This is a genomic window from Bacillus sp. JCM 19034, from assembly GCF_001310635.1.
Lineage (GTDB): Bacteria > Bacillota > Bacilli > Bacillales > Bacillaceae_D > Halalkalibacter.
This window is the reverse complement of sequence record NZ_BAXR01000003.1, coordinates 31,800-57,066: the sequence shown is the minus strand read 5'-3', so window position 1 is coordinate 57,066 and position 25,267 is coordinate 31,800. Positions and strand designations below refer to the sequence as shown.

20 protein-coding genes and 5 pseudogenes are annotated in these 25,267 nt (G+C 38.1%); 1 reads left to right on the top strand and 24 read right to left on the bottom strand.

Annotated features, from left to right (window positions below):
- Positions 1-528: 528 nt before the first annotated feature.
- From JCM19034_RS06470 to lpdA, 9 genes and pseudogenes are all read right to left on the bottom strand, one after another.
- Positions 529-858: a hypothetical protein gene (locus tag JCM19034_RS06470; protein WP_370621830.1), complete on the bottom strand. Its 330-nt coding sequence runs from the start codon at positions 856-858 to the stop codon at positions 529-531.
- Positions 859-1,004: 146 nt separating this feature from the next.
- Positions 1,005-1,430 carry a BrxA/BrxB family bacilliredoxin gene (locus JCM19034_RS06465; RefSeq protein ID WP_062048247.1) on the bottom strand — a complete coding sequence of 142 codons (426 nt, stop codon included), beginning with the start codon at positions 1,428-1,430 and terminating at the stop codon, positions 1,005-1,007.
- Between the two features lie 121 nt (positions 1,431-1,551).
- The gene (locus tag JCM19034_RS06460) at positions 1,552-2,664 is read right to left on the bottom strand and encodes a metal ABC transporter solute-binding protein, Zn/Mn family (protein ID WP_062048246.1); all 1,113 of its coding nucleotides are present in this window, start codon (positions 2,662-2,664) and stop codon (positions 1,552-1,554) included.
- A 188-nt stretch (positions 2,665-2,852) separates the two neighbouring features.
- On the bottom strand, positions 2,853-3,314 hold the full coding sequence (locus tag JCM19034_RS06455) for a hypothetical protein (protein ID WP_062048245.1): 462 nt from the start codon (positions 3,312-3,314) through the stop codon (positions 2,853-2,855).
- Between the two features lie 530 nt (positions 3,315-3,844).
- On the bottom strand, positions 3,845-4,228 hold the full coding sequence (locus tag JCM19034_RS06450; RefSeq protein WP_062048243.1) for a hypothetical protein: 384 nt from the start codon (positions 4,226-4,228) through the stop codon (positions 3,845-3,847).
- Positions 4,229-4,571: 343 nt separating this feature from the next.
- Positions 4,572-5,824: pseudogene (locus JCM19034_RS06445) on the bottom strand (dihydrolipoamide acetyltransferase family protein).
- Positions 5,825-5,836: 12 nt separating this feature from the next.
- Positions 5,837-6,819 (bottom strand): annotated as a pseudogene (locus JCM19034_RS06440) (alpha-ketoacid dehydrogenase subunit beta).
- A 14-nt stretch (positions 6,820-6,833) separates the two neighbouring features.
- Positions 6,834-7,832 (bottom strand): thiamine pyrophosphate-dependent dehydrogenase E1 component subunit alpha, encoded by a 999-nt coding sequence (locus tag JCM19034_RS06435; protein WP_062048241.1) that lies wholly within the window; start codon positions 7,830-7,832, stop codon positions 6,834-6,836.
- Positions 7,833-7,853: 21 nt separating this feature from the next.
- A pseudogene (gene lpdA, locus JCM19034_RS06430) lies at positions 7,854-9,276 on the bottom strand (dihydrolipoyl dehydrogenase).
- A gap of 330 nt (positions 9,277-9,606) precedes the next feature.
- Between lpdA and JCM19034_RS06425 the strand changes: the two are divergent.
- Complete coding sequence (locus tag JCM19034_RS06425) at positions 9,607-9,885, top strand: DUF2627 domain-containing protein (protein ID WP_062048240.1); 279 nt, start codon at positions 9,607-9,609, stop codon at positions 9,883-9,885.
- A gap of 9 nt (positions 9,886-9,894) precedes the next feature.
- Here the strand turns inward: JCM19034_RS06425 and JCM19034_RS06420 are convergent, their stop codons facing one another.
- The 15 genes and pseudogenes from JCM19034_RS06420 to nusB form a co-directional block, all read right to left on the bottom strand.
- Positions 9,895-10,677: a hypothetical protein gene (locus tag JCM19034_RS06420; RefSeq protein ID WP_062048236.1), complete on the bottom strand. Its 783-nt coding sequence runs from the start codon at positions 10,675-10,677 to the stop codon at positions 9,895-9,897.
- Positions 10,674-11,338, bottom strand: a pseudogene (locus JCM19034_RS06415) (glycosyltransferase family 2 protein). The gene JCM19034_RS06420 and the pseudogene JCM19034_RS06415 overlap by 4 nt, the downstream one beginning before the upstream one ends.
- A 1-nt stretch (position 11,339) precedes the next feature.
- Positions 11,340-12,458: a putative cytokinetic ring protein SteA gene (steA, locus tag JCM19034_RS06410; RefSeq protein WP_062048231.1), complete on the bottom strand. Its 1,119-nt coding sequence runs from the start codon at positions 12,456-12,458 to the stop codon at positions 11,340-11,342.
- A 179-nt stretch (positions 12,459-12,637) separates the two neighbouring features.
- Positions 12,638-13,452 (bottom strand): annotated as a pseudogene (spo0A, locus tag JCM19034_RS06405) (sporulation transcription factor Spo0A).
- Between the two features lie 266 nt (positions 13,453-13,718).
- Positions 13,719-14,957, bottom strand: a complete 1,239-nt coding sequence (gene spoIVB, locus JCM19034_RS06400; protein ID WP_062048229.1) for a SpoIVB peptidase — start codon at positions 14,955-14,957, stop codon at positions 13,719-13,721.
- A gap of 134 nt (positions 14,958-15,091) precedes the next feature.
- Positions 15,092-16,810 (bottom strand): DNA repair protein RecN, encoded by a 1,719-nt coding sequence (recN, locus tag JCM19034_RS06395; RefSeq protein WP_062048227.1) that lies wholly within the window; start codon positions 16,808-16,810, stop codon positions 15,092-15,094.
- A gap of 13 nt (positions 16,811-16,823) precedes the next feature.
- Positions 16,824-17,273, bottom strand: coding sequence for a transcriptional regulator AhrC/ArgR (ahrC, locus tag JCM19034_RS06390; protein ID WP_062048778.1), 450 nt, complete (start codon positions 17,271-17,273; stop codon positions 16,824-16,826).
- Positions 17,274-17,395: 122 nt separating this feature from the next.
- Positions 17,396-18,223: a TlyA family RNA methyltransferase gene (locus tag JCM19034_RS06385; protein WP_156323904.1), complete on the bottom strand. Its 828-nt coding sequence runs from the start codon at positions 18,221-18,223 to the stop codon at positions 17,396-17,398.
- Position 18,224: 1 nt separating this feature from the next.
- Positions 18,225-20,111, bottom strand: coding sequence for a 1-deoxy-D-xylulose-5-phosphate synthase (dxs, locus tag JCM19034_RS06380; RefSeq protein ID WP_062048220.1), 1,887 nt, complete (start codon positions 20,109-20,111; stop codon positions 18,225-18,227).
- 10 nt (positions 20,112-20,121) lie between these two features.
- On the bottom strand, positions 20,122-20,730 hold the full coding sequence (locus JCM19034_RS06375; RefSeq protein ID WP_062048218.1) for a hypothetical protein: 609 nt from the start codon (positions 20,728-20,730) through the stop codon (positions 20,122-20,124).
- A gap of 683 nt (positions 20,731-21,413) precedes the next feature.
- Positions 21,414-22,301, bottom strand: coding sequence for a polyprenyl synthetase family protein (locus tag JCM19034_RS06370; RefSeq protein WP_062048215.1), 888 nt, complete (start codon positions 22,299-22,301; stop codon positions 21,414-21,416).
- Positions 22,295-22,534 (bottom strand): exodeoxyribonuclease VII small subunit, encoded by a 240-nt coding sequence (locus JCM19034_RS06365; RefSeq protein ID WP_062048211.1) that lies wholly within the window; start codon positions 22,532-22,534, stop codon positions 22,295-22,297. Before JCM19034_RS06365 ends, JCM19034_RS06370 begins: the two co-directional genes overlap by 7 nt.
- A gap of 4 nt (positions 22,535-22,538) precedes the next feature.
- On the bottom strand, positions 22,539-23,894 hold the full coding sequence (gene xseA / locus JCM19034_RS06360) for an exodeoxyribonuclease VII large subunit (protein ID WP_062048209.1): 1,356 nt from the start codon (positions 23,892-23,894) through the stop codon (positions 22,539-22,541).
- 8 nt (positions 23,895-23,902) lie between these two features.
- Positions 23,903-24,748: a bifunctional methylenetetrahydrofolate dehydrogenase/methenyltetrahydrofolate cyclohydrolase FolD gene (folD, locus tag JCM19034_RS06355; RefSeq protein WP_062048205.1), complete on the bottom strand. Its 846-nt coding sequence runs from the start codon at positions 24,746-24,748 to the stop codon at positions 23,903-23,905.
- Complete coding sequence (nusB, locus tag JCM19034_RS06350; RefSeq protein ID WP_062048203.1) at positions 24,748-25,149, bottom strand: transcription antitermination factor NusB; 402 nt, start codon at positions 25,147-25,149, stop codon at positions 24,748-24,750. Before nusB ends, folD begins: the two co-directional genes overlap by 1 nt.
- Positions 25,150-25,267 lie beyond the last annotated feature (118 nt).

Below are 25,267 nucleotides of genomic sequence, written 5' to 3'. Positions count from 1 at the left end.
TAAACGATCAAAAAAAGAGACAGTAGCTGTAATATTGATGTTGTAAATAGTGAATTATTTGAACTTGCAAGGTTTGCCATTATAATAGTTTACCGTAATACTCTCGTAAATTATCAATATTGATAACCCTAGTTATATTTGATACTAACTAACCCCCTAAGTATCCTGGTTAACTAAATAATCAATTTTTAATATAATAACCGAAAATGATATATATGAAAGCTCTCTTGTCCTCATCATATATAACACAACCAAATAAACAACTCCAAATATTCACCTTGGCTTTCATGCATTTTGTGCACAGGCTAGAGGTAAGTGTTTTATATGTTTTGTAAAAGTAGATCTTATATCTCGAATTGCAAAAATAAATAAGCAATCTAATATATACTATAGATTAATCCCTTTACTAACAACGTTGTCATTAATTATAAGAATCCGTTTTATAATTAAGATGCTACAAAGTCATATCCTTGTAGCATCATGCTTATCTTTCAGGTAATAACTATGCTTGTTCTGGTGCTCCCTCTTCTAACATGCTATTAAAGCGTTCGCTAATATCTTCTTCACTATATCCAAGATCCCCAAGCGTTGTGCCAAGTTTTTCGCCCAAAGCTGAAGACGCTGAGCCATTTTTTTATATTTTTTCGCTTCAGGTGCCTTAGCATTTGCTCGACCTTCTGCATTTGTCATGACGTTTTCCACAATGAAGAGGCTTTTCCAAATCATTTCTTCATCTAATGAATCTCCTTGTTCATCAAGAGCGTTTAAAACCTGCTGGTAATACGATTGAAACTCCTTAAAAGTAATCTCTTCCTCCATGTTTAAATACACTTGAATTTGATCATATAATGCTTGCATGTTAATTGACACTCTCCTTTATTTACGTAACGGCATTATACCATAATTTCTGGAATAATGAACATAGGGTACGAAAATTGAACATTTTCTAACAAAAAAAGCCCCATTCAGAATCATCCATCTGAATAAAGCTAATTCGCTAATGATTATGAACAATACTCATCAAAAGCCTTTTCTAATTTTTGTACAACTTGAATTGGTTCATGGCCTTCAATTTCGTAGCGCTCAACCATCATTTGAATTTTACCGTCTTTCAGTAAAGCAAATGATGGAGACGAAGGTGGATATCCTTCAAAATAATCACGTGCACGAGCAGTTGCTTCTTTATCTTGACCAGCAAATACAGTTACGAAACGGTCAGGTTTTGTATCATAATTTTTGATGTATGCTGCTGCTGGTCGAGCAATTCCTCCGGCACAGCCGCAAACAGAATTTATCATTACAAGTGTCGTACCATCTTGTTTTAGCACTTGATCGACCTCTTCAGCTGTCATTAACTGCTCATAACCGGCTTCTACCATTTCTTGACGTGCAACCTGTACAACATCATTCATAAAGAAATTAAACTCCATAACTTCAGCCACCTCTCAGTCACATTGCGGTTTTCTTTTTATTGTACCCTCTTTTTTTCATAAAACCAATCGTTTTGCTCCAAGAAAGAAAACAGCCGGCCAAATGCCGGCTGTTTTTGTCCTATTGCAAAGCAGTTTCTAAAGCCTCAATATTTCGTCTCATTAATGAAAGATAATCTTCGTTATTATCAACATCTTCTTGAACTAGCGCCTCTAAATTGTGTAAATATAACGCTTCGGCACCTACTTCATCTTTAACAACTTCAGCAATTTGCGTCGGAATACTTTGCTCGAACATAATGTGCTTTAATTCATTTTCCTCAGCATGTGATATAATATCTTCAATTTCACGTTGAGAAGGCTCCTGAGTTGGAGAAATTCCGGAAATACCGATCTGTTCTAGTCCGTAACGTTCTTTCCAGTATCCATAACCAGCATGAGATACGATAAACGTATTCTTACTAGCAGCATCTACCATCTCTTGAAATTCAGCATCAATCTGCTCAAGCTCTTCTTTCAATGAATCAAAATTGTTTGTAAATAGATCTTCTTGTTCTGGCATTAACTCAACAAGAGCATCTTTAACATTTTCGGCTAACGTAATTGCTAATATTGGATCTAGCCATACATGTGGATCTTCATCATGATGATGGTGGTGATGGCCGTGGTCATGATCATCTCCATCGTGATCGTGCTCATGACCGTGGTCATGATCGTCTCCATCGTGATCGTGCTCATGACCGTGGTCATGGTCGTCTCCATCGTGATCGTGCTCATGACCGTGGTCGTGGTCGTCTCCATCGTGATCGTGCTCATGACCGTGGTCATCAAAATCGATTAAATCGATTCCTGTTGATGCTTGAACGATTAGGATGTCTTCCCCTTCCAACGTTTCAATTAACGCATCAGCAAACCCTTCAAGGCCAGCACCATTATAAATAAATACATCTCCTTCGGCAACATCAATCATTTCACGTGGCGTTGGTTCAAATGTATGGGCATCTGCTCCAACTGGTACGAGATTTGTCACTTCAACAAATTCGCCACCGATTTTATTCGCAAAATCCTCTAATGGAAAAATAGTTGTGAATACTTCTAACGGTTCAATTGTTTCTTCAACATGACTATCATCATCAGTTACTACTTCTTCTGGCTCTTCTTCTGTACCGCCACAAGCAGCTAAAAACGATGAAAATACTAGAATTAGCGCTAATAAATAATATGTAGGCTTCATACTCTCTCCCCTTTTCGTAATCATTACGGTTTGATACAATAAAGAATTATATCGTAATTATTCCTATTTGTAAACTATTATCATCATATTATTTAATTACGTAAAATAGAGGTATTTTATAGTTGCAGAAGCCATTCTTCAAGTAAAAAGCTGTTCCTTAACAATGATAGGAACAGCTTTTTATTTTTTTACTCTAAGGCCTTTTTCCAAATGTCATTCATTTCCCCATAATGTGCTATCAACTTAGGGAATATTTCTTGTATCTCATTGGCATCACGTTTTTCAACAGCCTTCGTAAACTTTTCTTGAATGTTACGATGCTTTTCTATCCATTCCGAATTGAAAAGGTCGTTCCTATCTAACTCACCACGCTTCTTTGCTTCCTTCCATTTTTTCTTTAACAAATCTCGTTCCTTTTTTATCTCCTTCCACTGATCTACTTGCTCAGGAGCATATTTTTCTGCCAATAAGTCGTAGTAAAAGTCGAGGTGCACATGATAATTTTGATGAAATTGCATTTCACATTCATGTTTACAATCGATATGTTCCGTTGTATTTTCCTCAGCATGTACGAATGAAAAAGCTGAAATTACGAAAAGGACAAGAAGCAAACTTTGTCCAATAAAAAATAACTTATTATACGACTTCATTTTTTGGTCATCCCTTCCTTTATGTAGTCATGGATTAGTGTAGCCATCTTTAACATAAACCATGCGAATTTCCGCACTTTCTTACCTTGTAAATAGGCTCACTTCGTATTAGACAGTTGCTATTTTAATCAAACTCTAAAATCCTGCCATAGGGGGGTTTTAACCGATTTCTCATATTTACCAAACACGAGAAACAAAAGTTGTATGACCGAGTAAAAATACGGATGAAGATATGTCAATTAGGGAAACACTCTTCAACAAAGGAGGAGGTTGTGTTCATTGTGGCAATGTTAGTGTGAATCGTAATGGAAAATACAGAAAAAGGGATCTTTGTCATGATTGTGGCAAGTTGAATTATACCCGAAAATTGCTAAAAAAACTGAGCATCAACCTATCTACTGTATTCCTGGCGGCAGTACTCATCCCCATTTGTTCACTCAGATTTCTAACCTTGAAAGGGCGTGAGTGGTCGATGTAAAGCAAAAGAGACGTGGATTGAGCAACTCCCAAATAGAAACAACTGGTATTCGTTATTGAACGCCAGTTTTGAAAAATGTCTTCTTCACATAAATTGTATATGCAACTACAGCTATTGACAAAATCAGATTACCTGTATATGGCTGTTGTGATTGAATAGTTATGAGTAGAGAACTAATTACTCCGAAAGTAACTGAATAAGTTATCATTATCCAAAAGCCCCATTTTTTCAATCGAATATAGCCATAGACCATTATTAGTGAAAATAATGCTACGATAACTCTAAACAATCGTTCAGGTGCATTTGGCAGGCCAAACCGTTCAGATATACCAATGGAATTAGCATCAGTATTATAAAAAATAGTTGAAAATAATAACACTATTGCACCAAAGATATAGAAATAACTTATCAATGATACTCCAAGAGGTCTTTTCATTTAAATGCCTCCCATTCCTTATATCAAACTAAAAGAGCTTTTGTTACACGAAGCTGCTTTATTCATCAAGGAAGAATTTTACATCTAATGATACCATATAATAGTAATAAATGCTTTGAAAAAAACACTACATAAACACATTTACTTCTCAATCAGTTAATCTCACATGACCATTGTTCAAGGAAACGAAATCTAAGTTAAGTGTTTCTGTACAAGAAGGGAGAAAGTCTGCCTAGACAGTCTTTCTCCCCTCAATCGTTATGAATTGTAGTTGTACTGTGCCTTTGAACGTATGAAATGTAATGTTTAAAAGCACGGAATCAAATAAGATGAACTCGAGCAATTAATAAACCGAGGTGTTATCCTTTGACGTATTCTCCAAAATCTCCTTAACACGACCTAAAAAACGACCGCATATTAGACCATCTAGTACACGATGGTCAAGCGACAAACATAGGTTAACCATACTGCGTATCGCAATCATATCACCAGTATCACTTTCGATCACAACAGGCCGTTTCACAATTGATTCTACTGAAAGAATAGCCGCTTGTGGATAATTTAAAATTGGCGTAGAAAGAATTGAACCAAATGAGCTGTATTATTAACTGTAAACGTTCCACCTTGCATGTCATCAGCAGATAGTTTCCCAGTGCGAGCCTTACTCGCTAGCTCATTCACTTCTCGTCCGATTGCTTTAATTGATTTTTCATCAGCGTTTTTAATAACAGGAACGAATAACGCATCGTCTGTTGCTACGGCGACTGAAATATTCATCTCTTTTTTCTGAATAATTTTATCGCCACCCCAAACCGCATTTACTTCCGGGAATTCTTTTAAAGCCTCTACAACCGCTTTAATGAAAAACGGCAAAAACGTTATATTAAAGCCTTCCTTCTGCTTAAACTCATTTTTAATTGCGTTACGATATTGAACTAAGTTTGTTACATCAGCTTCAACCATCATCCATGCATGTGGTGCTTCTTTTTTACTATTAACCATATTAGCGGCAATCGCTTTTCTAGTATTCGACAATGGGATTTCAATATCACCTGAAGATGTCACATGCTTTGGTGTTACAACAGAGCGTTGCTTCAACTCTTCTCTTTGTGGCTCTGCTGCTGGTGCTTGCGTTCGTACACCACCACTATCGACCACTGCTTGTATATCCTTCCTAGTTATGCGCCCGCCTTTACCTGTTCCAGTTACTGACTCAAGGTCAATGTTATGCTCTGATGCTAGTCTCAGAACGGCAGGTGAATAGCGACGTTTCTGTGACTGAATTTCTTCATGATTATGTTCACTATTTTGTTCGCTAACTGGTATATCATTTGTTTGTTCTTCAACCGTGACACTATTTGTAACATCAATCATACAAATCGCTCGCCCAACCTCTACTGTTTCATCCTCTGAAACGAGTAATTCTTTAATCGTACCTGTATACGAAGATGGGATTTCAGCACTAACTTTATCGGTTAACACTTCTGCGATTGGTTCATATTTATTGACCGTTTGACCTGGCTCAACTAACCATCTACTTATCGTTCCCTCGGTTACACTTTCTCCAAGCTGTGGCATGGTCATTTCGGTTGTCATCGCAAATCCCTCCTAAAATTCAGCTAGCTCACGCATTGCTTTTTCAATTTTATCTGGATTAATAAGATAGTATTTTTCCATCGAAGGTGCATACGGCATTGCCGGTACATCAGGTGCTGCAACTCGCCTGATCGGTGCATCTAAATCAAATAAACAATACTCTGCAATAATCGCTGAAACCTCAGACATAATGCTACCTTCTTTGTTATCTTCTGTTACGAGCAATACTTTCCCTGTTTTCCTTACTGCTTCTTTAATTGCCTCTTGATCAAGTGGATAAACCGTGCGTAGATCTAATATGTGTACAGAGATCCCATCCTGTTCTAATCGTTCTGCCGCCTGAAGAGCAAAGTGAACAGCTAGTCCATACGTAATAACTGTTATATCTGAGCCTTCCTTCTTCACATCAGCCTTGCCGATTGGCAGAGTATAATCGTCATCTGGTACCTCCCCTTTAATAAGGCGGTACGCTCGTTTATGCTCAAAAATAACACAGGATCATTATCACGAATCGCAGCCTTTAATAAACCTTTCACATCATATGGAGTTGAAGGCATGACAATTTTCAGACCAGGTGTATTTGCAAATAATGCCTCTACTGATTGAGAGTGGTAGAGAGCACCGTGAATTCCACCTCCATATGGAGCACGAATCGTAATCGGACAGCTCCAATCATTGTTCGAGCGATAGCGGATTTTTGCTGCTTCTGAAACGATTTGGTTAACAGCTGGCATAATAAAATCAGCAAATTGCATCTCTGCAACAGGTCGCATCCCATACATAGCTGCACCAATTCCAACACCGGCTATCGCTGATTCTGCTAAGGGTGTATCAATAACACGCTCTTCACCAAATTGCTCATACAAACCATTTGTCGCACGAAATACTCCCCCACGTGCTCCAACATCTTCTCCTAATACAAATACTTTTTCATCTCGTTCCATTTCCTCACGCAAAGCTAATGTTACAGCTTCAATATAAGATCGTACAGCCATCTTTCTCTCCCCCTCTAAGCCTGTTCATCATAGACATGTATTAGCGCACTTTCAGGGTCAGCAAATGGTGCATTTTCTGCATAATCGGTTGCTTCATCAACTTCTCGCGCTAAACCGTCCTTAATAACATTGATTCCAGCTTCATCAAGAATTCCGTTATCAATTAAGTAATTTGCAAATGTCTTAATCGGGTCTTTCTTCTTGGCTGCGTCCACTTCCTCTGCCGTACGGTATGACCGATCATCATCATCACTTGAATGTGGTGCTAAACGATAACAAATTGCTTCAAGTAACGTTGGTCCTTCTCCACGTAATCCGCGTTCACGAGCTTCCTTAACTGCTTTATAAACAGAAAGTGGATCGTTACCATCAATCGTTTCACCGTGCATACCATAACCAATTGCACGATCAGATACACGTGCACAACCTAACTGTTTCTCAACAGGAACAGAAATCGCATATTGATTATTTTCACATAAGAAAATAACCGGAAGCTTATGTACACCAGCAAAGTTTGCCCCTTCATGAAAGTCGCCTTGATTTGATGAGCCTTCACCGAACGTCGTAAATGTGACAAACTCCTTCTTCTCTAACTTACCTGCCAGAGAGATTCCAACTGCATGTGGTACTTGAGTTGTAACAGGGGAAGAACCTGTTACGATTCGATTTTTCCTACTACCAAAGTGTCCAGGCATTTGCCGCCCGCCTGAGTTTGGATCTTCCGCCTTGGCAAACGCCGAAAGCATTAGATCACGAGCCGTCATACCGAATGACAGTACAACACCCATATCGCGATAATATGGTAAAATATAGTCCTTTTCTTGATCTAAGGCAAACGCAGCACCAACCTGTGTTGCCTCTTGCCCTTGACACGAAACAGTAAAGGGAATTTTCCCAGAACGATTTAATAGCCACATACGCTCATCAATTAGACGTGCTAACAACATCTTTTTATACATTTCAATAACTGCCTGATCCGATAATCCTAACTGATCATGACGATATTCACTCAATTTAGTAACCTCCTCTTTCGATTAAAGGTGAATAGCCTTACCATCAACTGCAAGTGCAGCTTCTCCAATAACCTCTGATAAAGACGGATGTGGGCGGATCGTCTCAGCAAGCTCTATATGCGAAGCATCTAATACTTTCGCTAAAGCAGCTTCTGAAATCATATCCGTAACATGTGGCCCAATCATATGCACACCTAATACATCATCATCTTCATTAACTACAATTTTTACAAACCCTTCTGGTTCTCCATGGACAAGGGCTTTTCCAATTGCCTTAAATGGAAAGCTTGCTGTTCGAACGTGAAGCCCGCGCTTGCGTGCTTCTTCCTCTGTTAACCCAACACGTGCCATTTCTGGTGAGCTATAAATACATGTAGGAACGTGGTCATACTGTAAAGGCTCTACATTATTTCCGGCGATATGATCAACAGCAATGATCCCTTCGTGTGAAGCAACATGGGCAAGCTGCATTCCACCAATGACATCACCTATCGCATAAATGTGCGTATTTTTCGTTTGGTATACATCATTCACAGAAATAACTCCATCTATTACCTCAATATCTGTATTTTCTAATCCAATTCCTTGTACATTAGCATTGCGACCAACGGATAGTAATAGCTTCTCCGCTTCAATGAACTTATTTTCACCATCATGTTCAAATGGGATACGAACACCTTCACCGCTCTTTTCGATTTCTGTAACAGCAGCCTGTACATCAACCAAAAATTGAATGCCTTTTTTCGCTAACAAAAGTGCAGCTTCACTAGCAATCGCTTCATCTTCACTCGGTAAAATCCGTTTACTAGCCTCAAGGACTGTCACATTAACACCGAAATCTGCGAGCATTGATGCCCATTCAATTCCGATCACACCACCACCAAGGATGACGATTGAAGCTGGTAGTTTTTGAAGTGATAACATTTCATCAGAAGTTACTATATAGCTTCCGTCAATATCTAGACCAGCTAACGTACGAGGAGATGATCCCGTTGCTATTAACACATTTTCTCCAATCAGCATCGTATTCTCCGAACCGTCATGATGCTCTACAGATACCGTTCCTGGTAATGGGGAGAAAATCGATGGACCTAACAGTCGTCCCACTCCTTCAAATACAGCAATTTTTCCTTTTTTCATTAAATGCTTTACACCACTGTACAACCTTTCTACGACTTCATCCTTCCGTTTTTGCACGAGTTTAAAATCAAACGATACCTCACCTGTATATATCCCAAAAGCATCTGCCTTTTTTGCTGTTTGAAAAACATCTGCACTACGTAACAAAGCTTTCGTTGGGATACAACCTTTTATGTAAACACGTTCCACCGAGCTTTTCCTTCTCAACAATCGCAACAGATAATCCATGTTGTGCTGCTCTTATAGCTGCAACATAACCACCAGTACCTCCACCTAAGATGACTAGGTCAAATTCTTCTGCCATATCGTCCTCCTTCTAGAAAACATGCTCGTCCTATAATATTTATGACTTGCGAGCTTTATAACTATATTAATATCATTTCATTTTCTAACTAATATGTAAAGGAAGTCGCTTTACACTATCTTTAGAAAAGGGACGTAACGCGATTCTCTTGCTTATTCCTTCTCTTTCTATTGTACTCAAAACCGGATCGCTATGCCACTATTTTTATGACTTGGTCTTAAAGGTTGCTATTATTTTTTATTTTGCCACATTTTTGCAGGGGACATTCATATACTTCATAACGTATATACGTTAAAATATATATAGAAATTAATTAAAAGAGGGATCGAAATGGGACGTTTCATTGCACTAATGATTTTAGTCATACCAGGCATTATCGCTGGTTACGGAATTAAACTAATGCGTGATAGCATTTTTCAAATTTTATTAACGCCATATCCTTCATTGACATTGCAGTTTTTTGTAGGAATTATCTTATTTTTAGCTGGGCTTAGCTTTATCGGTGGCTTTATATTTTATCGAGATAAAAAAATGGCAAAATTGCTCCACGGTTTGCACAAAAAAAGGGTAACGAGACAGACTAACATGCTGTTCGATTACCCTTTATGATGAAATTATTCACGTTTTTCTTATACCAAGCTGATCTATAGCTTTCAATATGTTTACACTTTCAATTACCTTAGAAAAAGATCCTCGTTCGGCATACCAAATGCAATAAGCAGTTACGATACTCATACTTATTTGCACAACGAATGGACTTACTTGAATAAATAGTACAGCTAATAATGCTCCAATAAAAGTCGCTCCATTATCACCGAGCAATGCCCATTTTGTTCCTTCAAATATAAACCATATACCAAACACAACTCCAATAAGCCCCAAAGTCATGCGATCGGGTGTAGCAAAAATCAAAAACAGAGAAGTGAAAGCAAATGCTATCTTCCATACTCTCAATGGTCTTGTATCAAATAAATTCATCACATGTGGAAAGCTTACAAGAAGCCAAAAGGCAACCAATGCTTCATATGATGTAAGACCCCATGTTAAAATAAGCTGGATCGATACAAGAGTTGTCCCAACCGCTTTTACAATCCCCGTCGTCATTCGACGCTTTTGACTCATATAGCGAATATGGCCTTTTAATCCTTTTGGGTAAGCTTGTCCATAAATGTCATCTAATAGTCCAAAAATCCAGATCATGATTAAATAAAATATGCTTTGAAAAAGATGCTCACTTACATCAGAATAAAATAAAACACTAAATAGTATTGAAATGACGAGAAAACTACCGATGCTATAAGGTATCGTTTCTCCTTCATAATTTTTAACAACAAAACGAGCCTTCATAAATGAAAAATAACTGATTAGAGCAACTAAAATATAAAAAATGAACCAGCTCATACTTTTGCGCTCCTTAACTGTTTTTCAATTTGCCACCATTGTTTCAGTCGGTGAGTATAGCCCTTTAACGTTTTTCCCATTTCTCTATGGGTCATCGTTGTTTGGATTTCATAAATGGTCGCTCCTGCTTCGAGTAAATCAACCGTCATTTGTGCTTCGACAGCAAATCCTTGATAGCACCTCTTTAATAAAATCGGTAACCATTTTCGATGAAAGGCACGCTGCCCAGATAGCGGAGCTTGCAGTCGCACCCCTGTTTTTTGATGAATTAATGTTTGTACCCTTCTTTTAACAACACCAAATCCCGCTTTTCCCCTCGGTTGTATGATTGATAAACAAACATCTGCATGATTTGCTTGAACAGGTTTCAACAATTCCACATATTCTAACGCACTTGATTGTAAATCAGCATCTAAACAAACGATATATTGTCCTTCCGCTTTTGCCCAGCCCGCTTGGAGGCAGAGCCTTTCCCTTGGTTACTAGGAAGACGTATAATTTGATCAGCAAACTCTTTTGAAAGCTCTGCTGTTTGATCAACGCTTCCATCATCAACAACGATGACCTCTATATTCTTTTGCTCTTGTTTTTTTAAACATTGTAACGTTTCTACGATATACTTCTCTTCATTATATGCTGGAATAACAATCGATACTGACATGCTATAGCACCTCTTTTTTCTTCCATGCATAAAAGCGTTCTTGAAAAAATGAACGAACATAATCAAGTATTTTAGAACGTTCCGCTTTTTCAGATAGGCCAACATTCAAAAGGGAGTTTGAAGCAACATGATGTATTCCTTTTAGATCTGTTATTTTCTCTCCAGCTTGTACACGTGCTAACCAGGTTGCTCCCATGCCATGACGTCCTTTTTCAAGAAACTCCTCCATACCTATACGACAACCAATGAGGAAAATTCGACTCGCTTCAGACCAATAGGATGCCATAATGGCGACGTCTTCGCTTGTACCAACAAAACGGATACTCTCTGCATCTAAACCTAATTCGTCAACACGTTCTTTCCCTGGTGACCTGCCAGATGGATGTTGATGACAAATGATCGTAGCTCCGCAAAATAGGGCGTTCTTGCTAATGGAATCCATATCTCCAGTAATAAAGTTAGGCTTGATTTGATGTTTTAAAAGCCCGTCCGCTGCCCCATCAACAGCAATAACGATGATTTCTTTTTTCTTAAGAATCGGACGAAGTGCTTCAATATCTTTTTCATAGTCAGTATTGCGAGCGACAATAAACACTTGCTCGCCTCTTAATTGGTCTAAACTTTTAGGCAGCTCTGGCTTTGATTGAAACCAGTGACGCTCTCTTTTAGCAAAGTCAATTGTATTTAGAACGAATTGCTCATAGCACGAAGAATAGTGTTGACGTGCATCAACATCTTTCTTGCGTAATAATGTTTCATCATATGCTTCTAATGTAGCTACTTTATATGATTTTAAGCCTTCAATGAGGTAGAGTTCGTTTCGGTCAATCATCATTTCTTGACCATGATATAGTTTTACTCTTTTTCGATACATATCCTTCACATCAAACACCGCTACACCTGCTTCTAATAAGGTTTCAACATGGCGATGTTGGAATGTACCACTATACGTCGGGTACATATTAATAATTGCTTTTACTTCTGCTTCGAGTAACCCATTTACAGCCACTCCATCTAAATCACAATGCCAAAGAAAAACGATACTTTTTTTCGGTACATATTGGAGTAATTTCTTAGTTTGTTGATGTTCATATACTACTCCATAAATTGGTTCGTTCATACTCATTACCCTCTTTAATCGTTTGTCTATAATATGAACGAATACAGCCATTCTTATGAGTTAACTTGAAAGCTAATTTTGGATTTGTTTAAGCTATCTCTATTTTTCTTTTTATAAAAAAAGAATAAGGCAGCAAAAAAGGATTTAACCTTTTTTGCTGCCTTACTTCATGAAACAAATTAGGATACTTTATTCTCAATTCTTAATTTATCTGCAACCATTGCAATAAATTCAGAATTAGTCGGCTTTGCTTTTGAATGACTCACCGTATACCCAAATAATGACGATATGGAATCAATGTTCCCTCTACTCCAAGCAACTTCAATCGCATGACGAATAGCTCGTTCAACTCGACTTGAAGTTGTATTAAACTTTTTAGCGATATCTGGATATAATACTTTCGTAATCGAACCAAGCAATTCAATATCATTGTAAACCATTGTAATCGCTTCTCTTAAATACATATACCCTTTAATATGAGCTGGTACACCGATTTCATGAATAATATTCGTAATGCTCGCATCTAAATTCAAGCCACCATTGATTGTAAACCATCAGATTTTGATGAAATAAATGATGACGAATTGGAAGATGTAGTAGGTTGGACAAACGATTGATTTTGACCACCAATATCACGAATATTTGTAATTAACACATCCATATCAAATGGTTTTAAAACGTAATATGACGCACCTAATTCAACAGCTTTTTTTGTTACGTCCTCTTGTCCAAACGCGGTTAACATAATAATATTTGGTTTATTTTTTAGCTTTAATGTATTTAATCGCTTTAAAACAGCGAGACCATCTAAATGTGGCATAATAATATCTAAAATTAAAACATCAGGCTCCTTATCTTCCACTAAACTAACACATTCTTGACCATTAAAGGCTGTTCCAATCACTTCCATATCACTCTGAGCTGAAATATACTCATTTAACAAATGAACTAATTCTCGATTATCGTCTGCAATACAAACTTTCACCTTTTGCACAAAAATCCTCCTCTGGTTTACAGTAATAATTCATACTCTACACTATAAGTTCGACATCAACGCTACATTTCCTCTAATTTTTTTATTTTTATTTTGATTTTTTTATAAATACTGTGTTTTTCTTCAGATTCCTCACGTTTTCGATATCATTCGTCATTTGACATCTATCTTTTTATCGTATTTGTCGAATAATCTTTATATTATCATCATATCACACCATGATTAAAACAAATAGAAAAATATTAAAAAACAAGAAGCTAAAACGATTAACTCGCTTTAGCTTCTTGTTGAAGTACACCTGCTTCTTCAAGCATCCATTCAATATGACAACCATACCCAGATGTCGGATCATTTACAAAAACATGAGTGACAGCTCCAACTAGTTTCCCATCTTGAATAATTGGGCTTCCACTCATCCCTTGTACAATCCCTCCTGTAGCCTCAAGAAGTTTCGGATCCGTTACTTTAATTACCATCCCTTTTGTAGCTGGTTGTTGTTGTGGAACGGAACTGATTATTTCAATGTCAAACTCTTGAACCTCTTCTCCCTCTACAACGGTTAATATTTTGGCAGGTCCTTCTTTAACATGCGTTGATAATGATACAGGCATTTTTTCATCATATAATTTATTCTTCAAATTGACTTTATCTAACGTGCCAAAAATGCCAAAAGAACTATTTTTTTCAATTGAACCTAACTTTTCACGCTGTTTTGTTAAACTTGCTAATTTTTCGCCTGGGTCACCATTACTTCCTTTTTCAATTGACGTTACTGATGAACGTACAATTTGACCATCATGAACGACTATTGGTTTTTTCGTATCCACATCAGAAATGACATGTCCTAGTGCACCATATTTCATTGTATCTGGATCGTAAAAAGTCATCGTGCCGACACCTGCTGCCGAATCGCGAATGTATAAGCCCATCCGATACGAATGCTCTCCTTTCGCTTTTACAGGAGTTAATGTTTTCTCATATATTTTTTGATCACGCTTTAAACGAATATCTAATGTACGCTCTTCATCACCAGCTGACTGAACATATTCCCCAACTTGGCTCATATGTTGGATTTCTTCCCCATCAATATGAGTAATCATATCTCCAACTTGAATTCCAGCCTCTTCACCAGGTGATATACTTTCATCATCCGTTTCAACTAGATGATGACCTACAACGAGAACACCTTCTGTATTTAATTTAACGCCAATTGATTGACCACCTGGTATGACTTCTAATTTTGGTATTACTGATACATCGATATTTTTTATAGGGAAATTTCCAACCTCTAGCTTTACTTGGCCTGTCTCTTCAACGGACTCAGTTGAAACAGGAACAGCATTTAATTCACTAACTGCCTCAGTAATGGGCGTAACATCCCCTTCAAAAACGGTCATACTAGTAGGGACTTGACCCCATTTTTGGACGTTTTCTGAAAGTCCTATACTTAAAACAAAAATAAGCAAAACAACTCCGATTCCCTTTCTAATTACATCGCCTCTCATCCACTTCACTCTCCTAGCTCCTTTGCCCACACACCTCCAAAGATGGCTGTAATACTAATGTTGCCTTGCGACTCCACATTTATAACTTCTGAAACAGAAAAAAGCTAACCTTAATTGGTTAGCTTTTGTAATCTTTACACTTTTAACGTTTCCGCTAACTGAATAAGTTCATTTGCGTGTTGTTTCGTCAATTCAGTTACTTCTACACCTGAAATCATTCGTGCTATTTCATTAACTTTCTCTTCTTTAGTTAGCGTATTGACATATGTTTTTACACGATTGTCAACTTCTTCCTTTGAAATATACAAATGAGTATCTGCCATTGCAGCTACTTGTGGTAAATGAGTAATACAAAGCACTTGGGAACCACTTGATATTCGGTGTATTTTTTCTGCAATGGCTTGAGCAACCCGACCACTTACTCCTGTATCAACTTCATCGAAGATAACCGATGTTATCCCTTCCTGATCGGAAAATATTGATTTAATTGCAAGCATAATCCGAGAAATTTCTCCACCAGATGCAACTTTTGCTAAAGGCTTTAATGGTTCGCCTGGATTTGTTGATAGATAAAACTCAATCTCATTTATGCCATCCTCAGTAAATGTTATTGTTTGACCATCAATAGTTGGTGAGGTTTTTGTAATTGGGTGTGGTTTAAACGAAACATCAAATTGCGTTTTTTCCATATAAAGTGACCTTAGCTGAGCATGAATCTCTTCTTTTAATGTTTGAGCTGATTTTTTTCTTAATTTTGTTAATGTTTGAGCTTCGACATATAAATCTTTCCAAGTTGCATCTAATTCAGCTTGTATTTCTGTTAAACGATCATCTTTATGTACAATTGAGTCAAGTTCTTCTTCGATTTTGGCGGCATATTCCATTATTTCTTCAACTGTTGACCCGTATTTCCGCTTAAGCTGTGTGATTTCATGTAAACGACTTTCTACAATTTCTAATCTCGCAGGATCAAATTCTATAAGTTCCATCTTATTCCTAATTGTGAATGCCGCTTCCTCTAATAAATAAAAGCTGTTACTGACTGATTCATGTAAATCAGCAAGCTCACTGTCAATCGTTGCTGCTTCCTCCAAATGAGCTGAAGCATTTGATAGAAAATCTAACCCTCTATTTTCTCCGTATAAGCTTTGGTAACTATCTTGCAACAATGTAAATAACTTTTCACTATGCTGCAATTTATATCGTTCTTCTAGGAGCCGCTCATCCTCTAATGGCTCGAGCTTCGCTTCTTCAATTTCATTTAGCTGAAATTGATACAAATCAACTTTTTGAGCCATTTCTTGTTCATTTGTACTAAATTGTTTGATTTTTTTCTGAAGCTGAAGGACTTTTTGGTATAACTCCTTATATTCCTGCTTCGTCCTCGCCAAAGGTTCCTTAGCGAATTCATCTAACATTTGAATGTGATATTCTGGCTGTAATAAGCTTTGATGCTCATGCTGGCCGTGAATATCAACAAGTGCTTGTCCAACCTCTCGTAAAATGGCAATCGTTACTAACTTCCCATTAATCCTGCAAATACTTTTCCCTTGAGCTGTAATATCCCGGCGTAGAATAAACATTTGGTCAGATACGTCAATTCCTAGCTCTTTTGCTTTTTCTAACGTTCTATGACCTTCATCAACCTGGAAAAGGCCTTCAATTTCTGCACGTTGTTCACCATATCGAACATAATCGGATGAACCTCGCCCACCTAATAATAAACCAATCGCATCGATAATCATTGATTTCCCTGCTCCCGTTTCTCCAGTAAGAACCGTTAGCCCTTTATCAAAGGTTACCGTTACTTGATCAATAATGGCAAAATGTTTAATCGACAGTTCGACTAACACGCCTACATCACTCCTAAAGCATTTCTAAAAAGCGTTCAGTTAATGACAAACCTTTATCTTTCGTTTTACATATAATTAATATCGTGTCATCTCCACAAATCGTCCCCATAATTTCAGGCCAATCTAAGTTGTCAATTAACGCCCCAATCGCATTTGCATTACCTGGCAGTGTTTTCATGACTATTAAGTTCTCAGACCGATCAATACTAACAAAGCTATCCATAAGGGAACGCTTTAATTTCTGTAAAGGATTAAAACGTTGGTCAGCCGGCAAGCTATATTTATAACGCCCATCCATCATCGGAACTTTTACAAGGTGGAGCTCCTTAATATCTCTGGATACCGTTGCCTGTGTCACATTATAGCCAGCTAGTCTTAATTGTTCGACTAATTCATCTTGAGTCTCCACTTCATTATTCGTAATAATTTCGCGAATTTTAATATGACGTTGTCCTTTATTCATAACCATTCACCTATTTTCTCTTCATATCTCACTACTTTCATTATCTACATAAATTAGACAGAATACAATAAGAAAATCTAGAAACACTTCTTATTAAAAAAAGAAGTGCCATAGCACCTCTTCTAAACCGATTTTAACTGATTATGAGCCCGTTCTACAACCGTCTCAATCGATACAGCTTGACTAATCTTCGCTTTACTCGCTTCCTCTTGCACTTGTAAATGTAGTAAAAACTCAATATTCCCTTCTCCACCTTTGATCGGCGAATAGTCCAGTCCTAATACTGAATACCCCACTTCTACAGCAAACGTCGTCATTTGTTCAATAACAGTTCGGTGTACGTTAGGATCTCGTACAATTCCTTTCTTCCCAACCTGCTCACGGCCTGCTTCAAACTGTGGCTTAATTAACGCAATAACATCGCTCGAAGGTTGCAACAATTGCTTTAATACAGGAAGGATTAAGCGAAGTGAAATAAATGAAACGTCCATACAAGCAAAGTTTGGTAACCCCTCTTGTAAATCAGTTCGATTAACATAACGGAAGTTTGTTCTCTCCATTACGATCACACGCTCATCCTGTCTCAGTTTCCAAGCGAGTTGATTATAACCGACATCAATCGCATAAACCTTTTTAGCACCATTTTGCAAAGCACAATCGGTAAAGCCGCCAGTAGATGCACCAATATCAATGACGAGCTTATCTTGAAGTGTGATTGAAAAAACGTGAAGAGCCTTCTCTAATTTCAACCCACCACGGCTAACGTATGGAATAACATTTCCTTTTACTAGTAATGGTGTTGTTTGCTCAACTTTTAAACCTGGTTTATCGAGTCGTTCAGTACCAGAAAAAACGAGGCCAGCCATAATTGCTCGCTTCGCCTTTTCTCTCGTTTCAACTAAACCACGTTCAACTAGTAATACATCAACTCTTTCTTTCTTAGCCATTATATTACGCCCTTTGTCTACGCTTTGGCAATAAAGTATCCAGCTGATCGACTACATTAGCTGAAGTTAATCCTACTTCTTCAAGTAGTTCCTTTACACTACCATGCTCAATAAATTCATCAGGAATTCCCATACGCTTCATCGTTACCATATATTGATTTTCTTGGAAAAACTCAAGCACCGCACTACCAAAACCACCTTGTAATGCTGCTTCTTCAATCGTAAGTACAGGAATATTTTGCTTTGCTATTTCATGTAACAATGCTTCATCAAGCGGTTTAACGGAGTTAGCGTTTACTAACTTAACATATACACCTTGCTTTTCTAACGTTTTGATCGCTTCCTCCGCAACAGGAATCATCGTACCAAATGTCAAAATACAAGCATCTGAACCTTCGTTTAGAACTTCCCACTTACCTATCGGCACGTTTTTAAGTTGCTTGTCCATTTTCACGCCATAACCATTTCCACGCGGATAACGAACAGCAATCGGTCCATCGTCGTATTGTATTGCTGTATAAATCATATGCTGAAGTTCATTCTCATCTTTCGGCATTAAAATTCTCATATTCGGCAAATGACGTAAAAATGCTATATCAAACACGCCTTGATGCGTTTCACCATCTGCTCCTACTAAACCAGCACGATCAATTGCAAACATAACGTTTAAATTTTGTCGGCAAATATCATGTACAACTTGATCATACCCACGTTGCAGGAACGTTGAATAGACAGCAAAGACTGGTTTCATCCCTTGTGTAGCTAAACCGCCCGCCATCGTTGTTGCGTGCTGCTCAGCAATTCCAACATCAAACATCCGATCTGGAAATTCCTTCGCAAAAACATCCAATTTCGTCCCACCAGGCATTGCAGCTGTCAAGGCGACAATTCGCTTATCATCTCGTGCAATCTTTTTCAACGTTTCAGCGAAAACGCCACTATAGCTAGGTGGACCTGGCTTTTTAACAACTTCACCAGATTCCATTTTATACGGACCTAACCCATGCCAAGTCCCTTTTGCATCTAATTCAGCCGGCTTGTAGCCTTTTCCTTTTTTCGTAAGTACATGAACCAGCACTGGCCCCTTTGTTTTTTTCGCGTATTTCATATTTTCAGCCAAATCGTCTAAATCATGTCCATCAACAGGACCTAAATACGTAAAGCCTAATTCTTCAAAGAATATTCCTGATACTAATAAATATTTTAAACTATCCTTCACACGCTCTGCTGTTGCAGCTATTTTACCACCAAACGCCGGTATTTTTTTAATTAATTGCTCTAGCTCCTCTTTCGCCTTTTTATACTTCCCTGCCGTACGAAGACGCCCAAGAACATTATGAAGAGCACCAACATTAGGAGCAATCGACATTTCATTATCATTGAGGACAACAATGATGTCTGTTTGCTCGTGACCAATATGATTTAATGCTTCTAGAGCCATACCACCCGTTAGGGCACCATCTCCAATAATAGCAACAACGGATTCATCACTACCCTTTAAGTCACGAGCAGTCGCCATTCCCATAGCTGCAGATAGCGATGTAGAACTATGACCTGTTTCCCAAACATCATGCTCACTCTCATTACGCTTTGGAAAACCACACAAACCTTTATATTGACGAAGTTGGTCAAATTGACCTGCCCTTCCCGTCAAAATTTTATGAACATACGCTTGATGCCCAACATCCCAAATAAATTTATCTTTTGGACTTTCAAATAACTGATGCAATACAAGTGTTAATTCAACTACACCTAAATTGGGTCCTAAATGACCACCTGTTACGGATAGTTTTTCAATTAAAAATTGTCTAATTTCATTCGCTAGTTGCTTAAGCTGTTCATTAGAATAATGCTTTAATTCGCTTGGGTCTGTAAATTCCTCTAGATTCATAAAGGAACCCTCACTTTCGCGTCAATTTATCTTTTTTCTTTTTCCCATTATTAGTAGAGAATACTTTAATCTTTAATCTTACCTCTAAAAGATATAATAATCTACCAACCTGGAAAATAATCGGCGTCGAATAATGTATAGCAAGTGTTTTTCCGATCGCCTTTCCACCAACTGTAAGTGCTGCCACCACACTAGTAAATAATACAGAAATCGCTAAGTATTGTACAGATGTATCTCCGTATCCTATACGCATAGCTATCTGAAGAACTACATAGGCAGATGCGGTACCACTAATAATACCGGAAATATCTCCAATGACATCGTTACAAAAATTAGCGAAACGATCGGCATTCCGTGTTATTTGAACAGCCTGTTTCGCACCTTTTAATCGTTCAGATGCCATTGCATGAAATGGTTTTTCATCTGCAGCCGTAGCTGCTACACCTATTGTATCAAAGAAGACACCTATAACAACAATCATAAACACAATAATAGTTCCAATAGCCCACGTTACACCGCTTAATATGAACGTTGAAATAACTGAAAAAATAGCCGCTAGCACCAATGTGATAACGGCAATCCAAATACTCCAATGTATCGATTTTTGAATATGTTTCATTTATTTAGTCGTCACCTTTTTAAGGGATTTTATGTAAGAGAGTGGTCATTTAAAGAGTAAACTCTGTAGCTTAGGTCCAGTAGGATTTCCCATCTCAGTTCCAATGCGTCGCCGCACTGGTGGTTTCCCTTTAAACTGAGATTGGCGCTGTCGCCAGTCGCCAGACTGGATTACCACTTAGTCTACACTGCAATCCTCTTTAAATGTCGTTCGAACAGTCTAGGAGTTTTCCTCAGCAATCCCGTGCCAATCTTTTATCCTCTTTTGCAGAGACGATTTCATATAGGTAAAATATTTGATTGTTGGCCGACAATCAAAATATTTCTTGTTCTATAATCCCCTCGTTCTCCACTCAAGGCAGGCTACGCTGCAGACAAGTCCCTACTTGCCTTACAGGTTCATACCCAAATTCCTTACTCAATATAATATTGAACGGATATTTAGGCCTCCACAGTAAAAGGGTCAACGCCCACATGCCTTTGTGGATCGCCCTTTTACCTTTTCTCCCAGCTTAAACCCAAGGCTGGCGCCTCAAGCCAAAACAAGGAGCTTCATCGATGTGCCCTTTGGCGGATTTTTAGGCCCGCCTTCAAAATTGGAGGACTGACTAGAATACTGCACCACTCTCGTGTTAGACCATTATATCACGCTGTCTATGAAAATCTCAATGGTAATAGGTGGACTTAGTGGTCACGATTTGCTACATATTCAGTTAAATCCACTAACAGCTTAGAATCTATCTCGATATCGTATATATATTCCTTTGCTAACTTGATATGCTCAGAAAGTTTTTGTTTTGCTGCATCTAATCCTAGTAAATTGGGATATGTACTTTTATTGTTGTTTTGATCACTCCCAACAGGCTTTCCAATTAATACCGTATCACCTTCAACATCTAGAATATCATCTTTAATTTGGAAGATCAGCCCAAGCTCCCTGGAGAAGTTCCGCAATTGCTTCATTTCATCTACATTTGCTCCAGATAAAATGGCTCCAGACATAACAGATGCTGTTAATAAATCACCTGTTTTATGTTGATGGATAAAGATGAGTTCATCTAATGTAAGTTGCTGATCCTCACCTGCCATATCAGCTACCTGACCGCCAACCATACCTGCTGGGCCGGCAGCTTGTGAAATTTCACGAATTAGCTCTACTTTCTGAGTAGTGGAAACAGCTGCATCTAAATTAGCAATAACCTCAAAGCTATACGTTAGCAATGCATCTCCAGCTAATATTGCCAATGCTTCACCAAACACTTTATGATTTGTAGGTTTCCCTCTTCGCAAATCATCATCGTCCATTGCAGGCAAATCATCATGTACAAGCGAATATGTATGAATCATCTCCAATGCACAAGCTACATCAAGACCTTTCTCCATTGAAACGCCAAAGCTTTGTAAAGTTGCAAATACAAATGCAGGACGAATTCTCTTCCCTCCTGCATTTAAAGAATATAGCATTGCTTCTTTTAATTGTTCAGGTGCCTGTATCGCATTTATATGCTCGGGAAGTCGTTTTTCTATAAGTTGTTTACTGCACTTTAAAAAGGTAGTAAGCTCCTTCACGATGATTCTTCCTCCTGGAAGCTCAAGATTTCTACTTCGCCATCCTCGTGCAAAATTTGATCCATTTGTTTCTCGACCTTTTCAAGTTTTTCATGGCATAGCTTCGACAATAGCATTCCTTCCTGGAACATCGAGATCGCTTCCTCAAGAGGTACATCACCTTGTTCGAGCTTATCAACCACTTTTTCTAGTTCTGACATCGCTTCTTCAAATGATTTTTCCTTCTGTTCTATCATAGCTTTATTCCTCCTCCATAAACGAACTTACCTTTTCGACATTGCTGTGAACAAACCCATCTTTTAATCTGACCGTTATTTGTGAACCCCTCTTTACATTTTTCACAGATTTAACTAACTTATTATTCTCATCATAAGTCAGATTATAACCACGTTCCATTAATCGTAGGGGACTTAAAAGCTTTAATTCATTCATTTTCTGTTCAAAAGGAATCTGCTTACGTTTAAGCTGTTCTAGCATCGAGACTTTTAATCGATCTTTTAGCCTTTGTTGTTGTTCCTTTACTTGTTTCCATTGATGTTGTGGGTGTACAGATACTAATTGCTGATCAAGCCTTTGTAGTATATGTACTGGCTGAACGAGGCGATTTTCCATTGCTCGTTTTAAACGATCTAATGTCACATCCAACTGTTGCTCCTTTTGTTTGAGTAATTGCTCAGGATAACGGAACGCATACGACCTTGAAGCTCTCCGATGACGCTCTTTTTCCCGGGAAATCACTTCATTAACTCTTCTGTTAAGCCGTAATGTCAAATCGTTTAATTGCCGTTTTAACTCTAGAATATCAGGTACAGCTAATTCGGCTGCACCTGTCGGAGTTGGTGCACGTAAATCTGCTACAAAGTCACTAATCGTAAAATCTGTCTCATGGCCGACAGCTGAAATGATAGGAACACGAGCAGCAGCAATTGTTCTTGCTACACTTTCATCATTAAAAGCCCAAAGCTCTTCTATAGATCCACCACCACGCCCAATAATTAATACATCGAAGCAGGCTGCAATTTCAACACGCTGAATCGCCTTCTGAATAGACGCTGGTGCTTGTTCTCCTTGGACGAGTGCAGGGAGTAGCGTTATTTGGGCAACTGGGTACCGACGCTTTATCGTTGTCACAATATCACGTATTGCAGCTCCTGTTGGTGACGTAATGACAGCAATTCGCTCAGGAAAACGTGGTATAGGCTTCTTTCTTTCCTCTGCAAACAACCCTTCTTTTTCAAGCGTTTGCTTCAGCTTTTCATATGCAAGAAATAAGTTCCCGATTCCATCAGGCTGCATTTCTTTTGCATAAAGCTGATATTGACCATAAGGCTCATAGACATTCATTTCTCCACGGATTAAAACTTTCATTCCGCTTTCAGGATCAAACGTTAAATAACGGTTATGACCAGCAAACATGACCGCTTGAACACGTGAGTTTTCATCCTTCACAGTAAAATAAATATGTCCCCGACTATGGCGCTTGACATTTGAAAGCTCTCCTCTTATCCAAACGTTTTGTAAAATAGGGTCATACTCAAATTGATTTTTAATATATCGAGTTAACTCCGTAATCGTAAATATCGATTTAGCGGACATCTGATCACCTATTTCCGTTGTTGTGCGGATTGTATCGTATTTTCTAAAAGCATCGTAATCGTCATCGGTCCAACACCGCCAGGTACTGGTGTAATATAAGATGCTTTCTCCTTCACTTCATCAAAGTCTACATCTCCACAAAGCTTCCCATCAACACGGTTAATCCCGACATCAACAACTACGGATCCTTCTTTCACGTCATCTGCTTTAATAAATTTTGGACGCCCTACTGCAACAATTAAGATATCTGCCTGAGTTGTTAAAGCTCTCATATCCCTTGTACGTGAATGGCAATAAGTAACCGTTGCATTTTCATTTAACAGCAATTGACCTACTGGCTTTCCGACAATATTACTACGGCCAACGACAACAACATGTTTTCCTTCTAACGGAAGCTCAGCTTCTTTAAGCATTTCGACAACGCCATAAGGTGTACACGGTAAGAAAGTATCTTCACCCGTCATCATTTTTCCAATATTAATCGGATGAAAACCATCAACATCTTTTTCAGGTGCAATTCGCTCAATAACTGCTTGTTCAGAAATGTGAGACGGTAAAGGTAATTGTACTAATATACCATCAATCGCTGGGTCTTGATTCAATAGATCAATTTCATTTAACAGTTCTTCTTCAGAAATACGATCCGAACGTTCAATTAATTTCGAATAAATACCAACATCAGCACAAGCCTTTTGCTTTGCTCGAACGTAGGTTTGTGAAGCCGGATTTTCCCCAATTAATATAACAGCAAGTCCAGGCGTAATGTCCTGAGAAATTAATTTTTGAACCTTTTCTTTCATCTGCTCTCTTTTTTTTGAAGCCAGCTCTTTTCCATTTAATAATTGTGCACTCATTACTCTTCCCCCTTAATTGTTTCAAGTGCTTTAGATAGCACACCATTCACAAATTTCCCTGATTCTTCACCGCCAAACGCTTTTGCAAGCTCAATCGCCTCATTTAATGTGACATTGACAGGAATATCATCTATGTATTTCATTTCAAATACCATCATTCTCACAATTGCACGATCAACAAGTCCCATTCGACTAATTGTCCAGCCTTGTAAACTGTGTGTGATGATTTCATCAATTTCAGGTAAATAATTACTCGTCCCATTAACTAGCTCTAAGAAAAACTCACTAGCTTCTTCTCCCTCATCTAAGACACTTTCGATTGCCTGTTCCTTATCACTTTTTGCTAGATCCATTTGGTACAAAGCCTGCGCAGCTCGTAACCTCGCTACTCTTCGATTCATTCGTTTGACTCCTTTTACCGTTAACTTGCATTTGTTATGTTGATAGCATACCATGTTTTCTTTTCAAAGAACAACGCCTTTTACGTGCATTAACATTTATAAAAGCATTATTTCAGTT

Excerpts from the sequence above, each read along its gene's own strand:
- dxs (WP_062048220.1), bottom strand. The coding sequence starts at position 20,111 with ATGAATCTAGAGGAATTTACAGACCCAAGCGAATTAAAGCATTATTCT.
- JCM19034_RS06365 (WP_062048211.1), bottom strand. The coding sequence starts at position 22,534 with ATGATAGAACAGAAGGAAAAATCATTTGAAGAAGCGATGTCAGAACTA.
- JCM19034_RS06375 (WP_062048218.1), bottom strand. The coding sequence starts at position 20,730 with ATGAAACATATTCAAAAATCGATACATTGGAGTATTTGGATTGCCGTT.
- JCM19034_RS06450 (WP_062048243.1), bottom strand. The coding sequence starts at position 4,228 with ATGAAAAGACCTCTTGGAGTATCATTGATAAGTTATTTCTATATCTTT.
- JCM19034_RS06425 (WP_062048240.1), top strand. The coding sequence starts at position 9,607 with ATGGGACGTTTCATTGCACTAATGATTTTAGTCATACCAGGCATTATC.
- JCM19034_RS06465 (WP_062048247.1), bottom strand. The coding sequence starts at position 1,430 with ATGGAGTTTAATTTCTTTATGAATGATGTTGTACAGGTTGCACGTCAA.
- folD (WP_062048205.1), bottom strand. The coding sequence starts at position 24,748 with ATGAGTGCACAATTATTAAATGGAAAAGAGCTGGCTTCAAAAAAAAGA.
- nusB (WP_062048203.1), bottom strand. The coding sequence starts at position 25,149 with ATGAATCGAAGAGTAGCGAGGTTACGAGCTGCGCAGGCTTTGTACCAA.
- JCM19034_RS06455 (WP_062048245.1), bottom strand. The coding sequence starts at position 3,314 with ATGAAGTCGTATAATAAGTTATTTTTTATTGGACAAAGTTTGCTTCTT.
- JCM19034_RS06420 (WP_062048236.1), bottom strand. The coding sequence starts at position 10,677 with ATGAGCTGGTTCATTTTTTATATTTTAGTTGCTCTAATCAGTTATTTT.
- xseA (WP_062048209.1), bottom strand. The coding sequence starts at position 23,894 with ATGTCCGCTAAATCGATATTTACGATTACGGAGTTAACTCGATATATT.
- JCM19034_RS06470 (WP_370621830.1), bottom strand. The coding sequence starts at position 858 with ATGCAAGCATTATATGATCAAATTCAAGTGTATTTAAACATGGAGGAA.
- steA (WP_062048231.1), bottom strand. The coding sequence starts at position 12,458 with ATGAACGAACCAATTTATGGAGTAGTATATGAACATCAACAAACTAAG.
- spoIVB (WP_062048229.1), bottom strand. The coding sequence starts at position 14,957 with ATGAGAGGCGATGTAATTAGAAAGGGAATCGGAGTTGTTTTGCTTATT.
- ahrC (WP_062048778.1), bottom strand. The coding sequence starts at position 17,273 with ATGAATAAAGGACAACGTCATATTAAAATTCGCGAAATTATTACGAAT.
- JCM19034_RS06460 (WP_062048246.1), bottom strand. The coding sequence starts at position 2,664 with ATGAAGCCTACATATTATTTATTAGCGCTAATTCTAGTATTTTCATCG.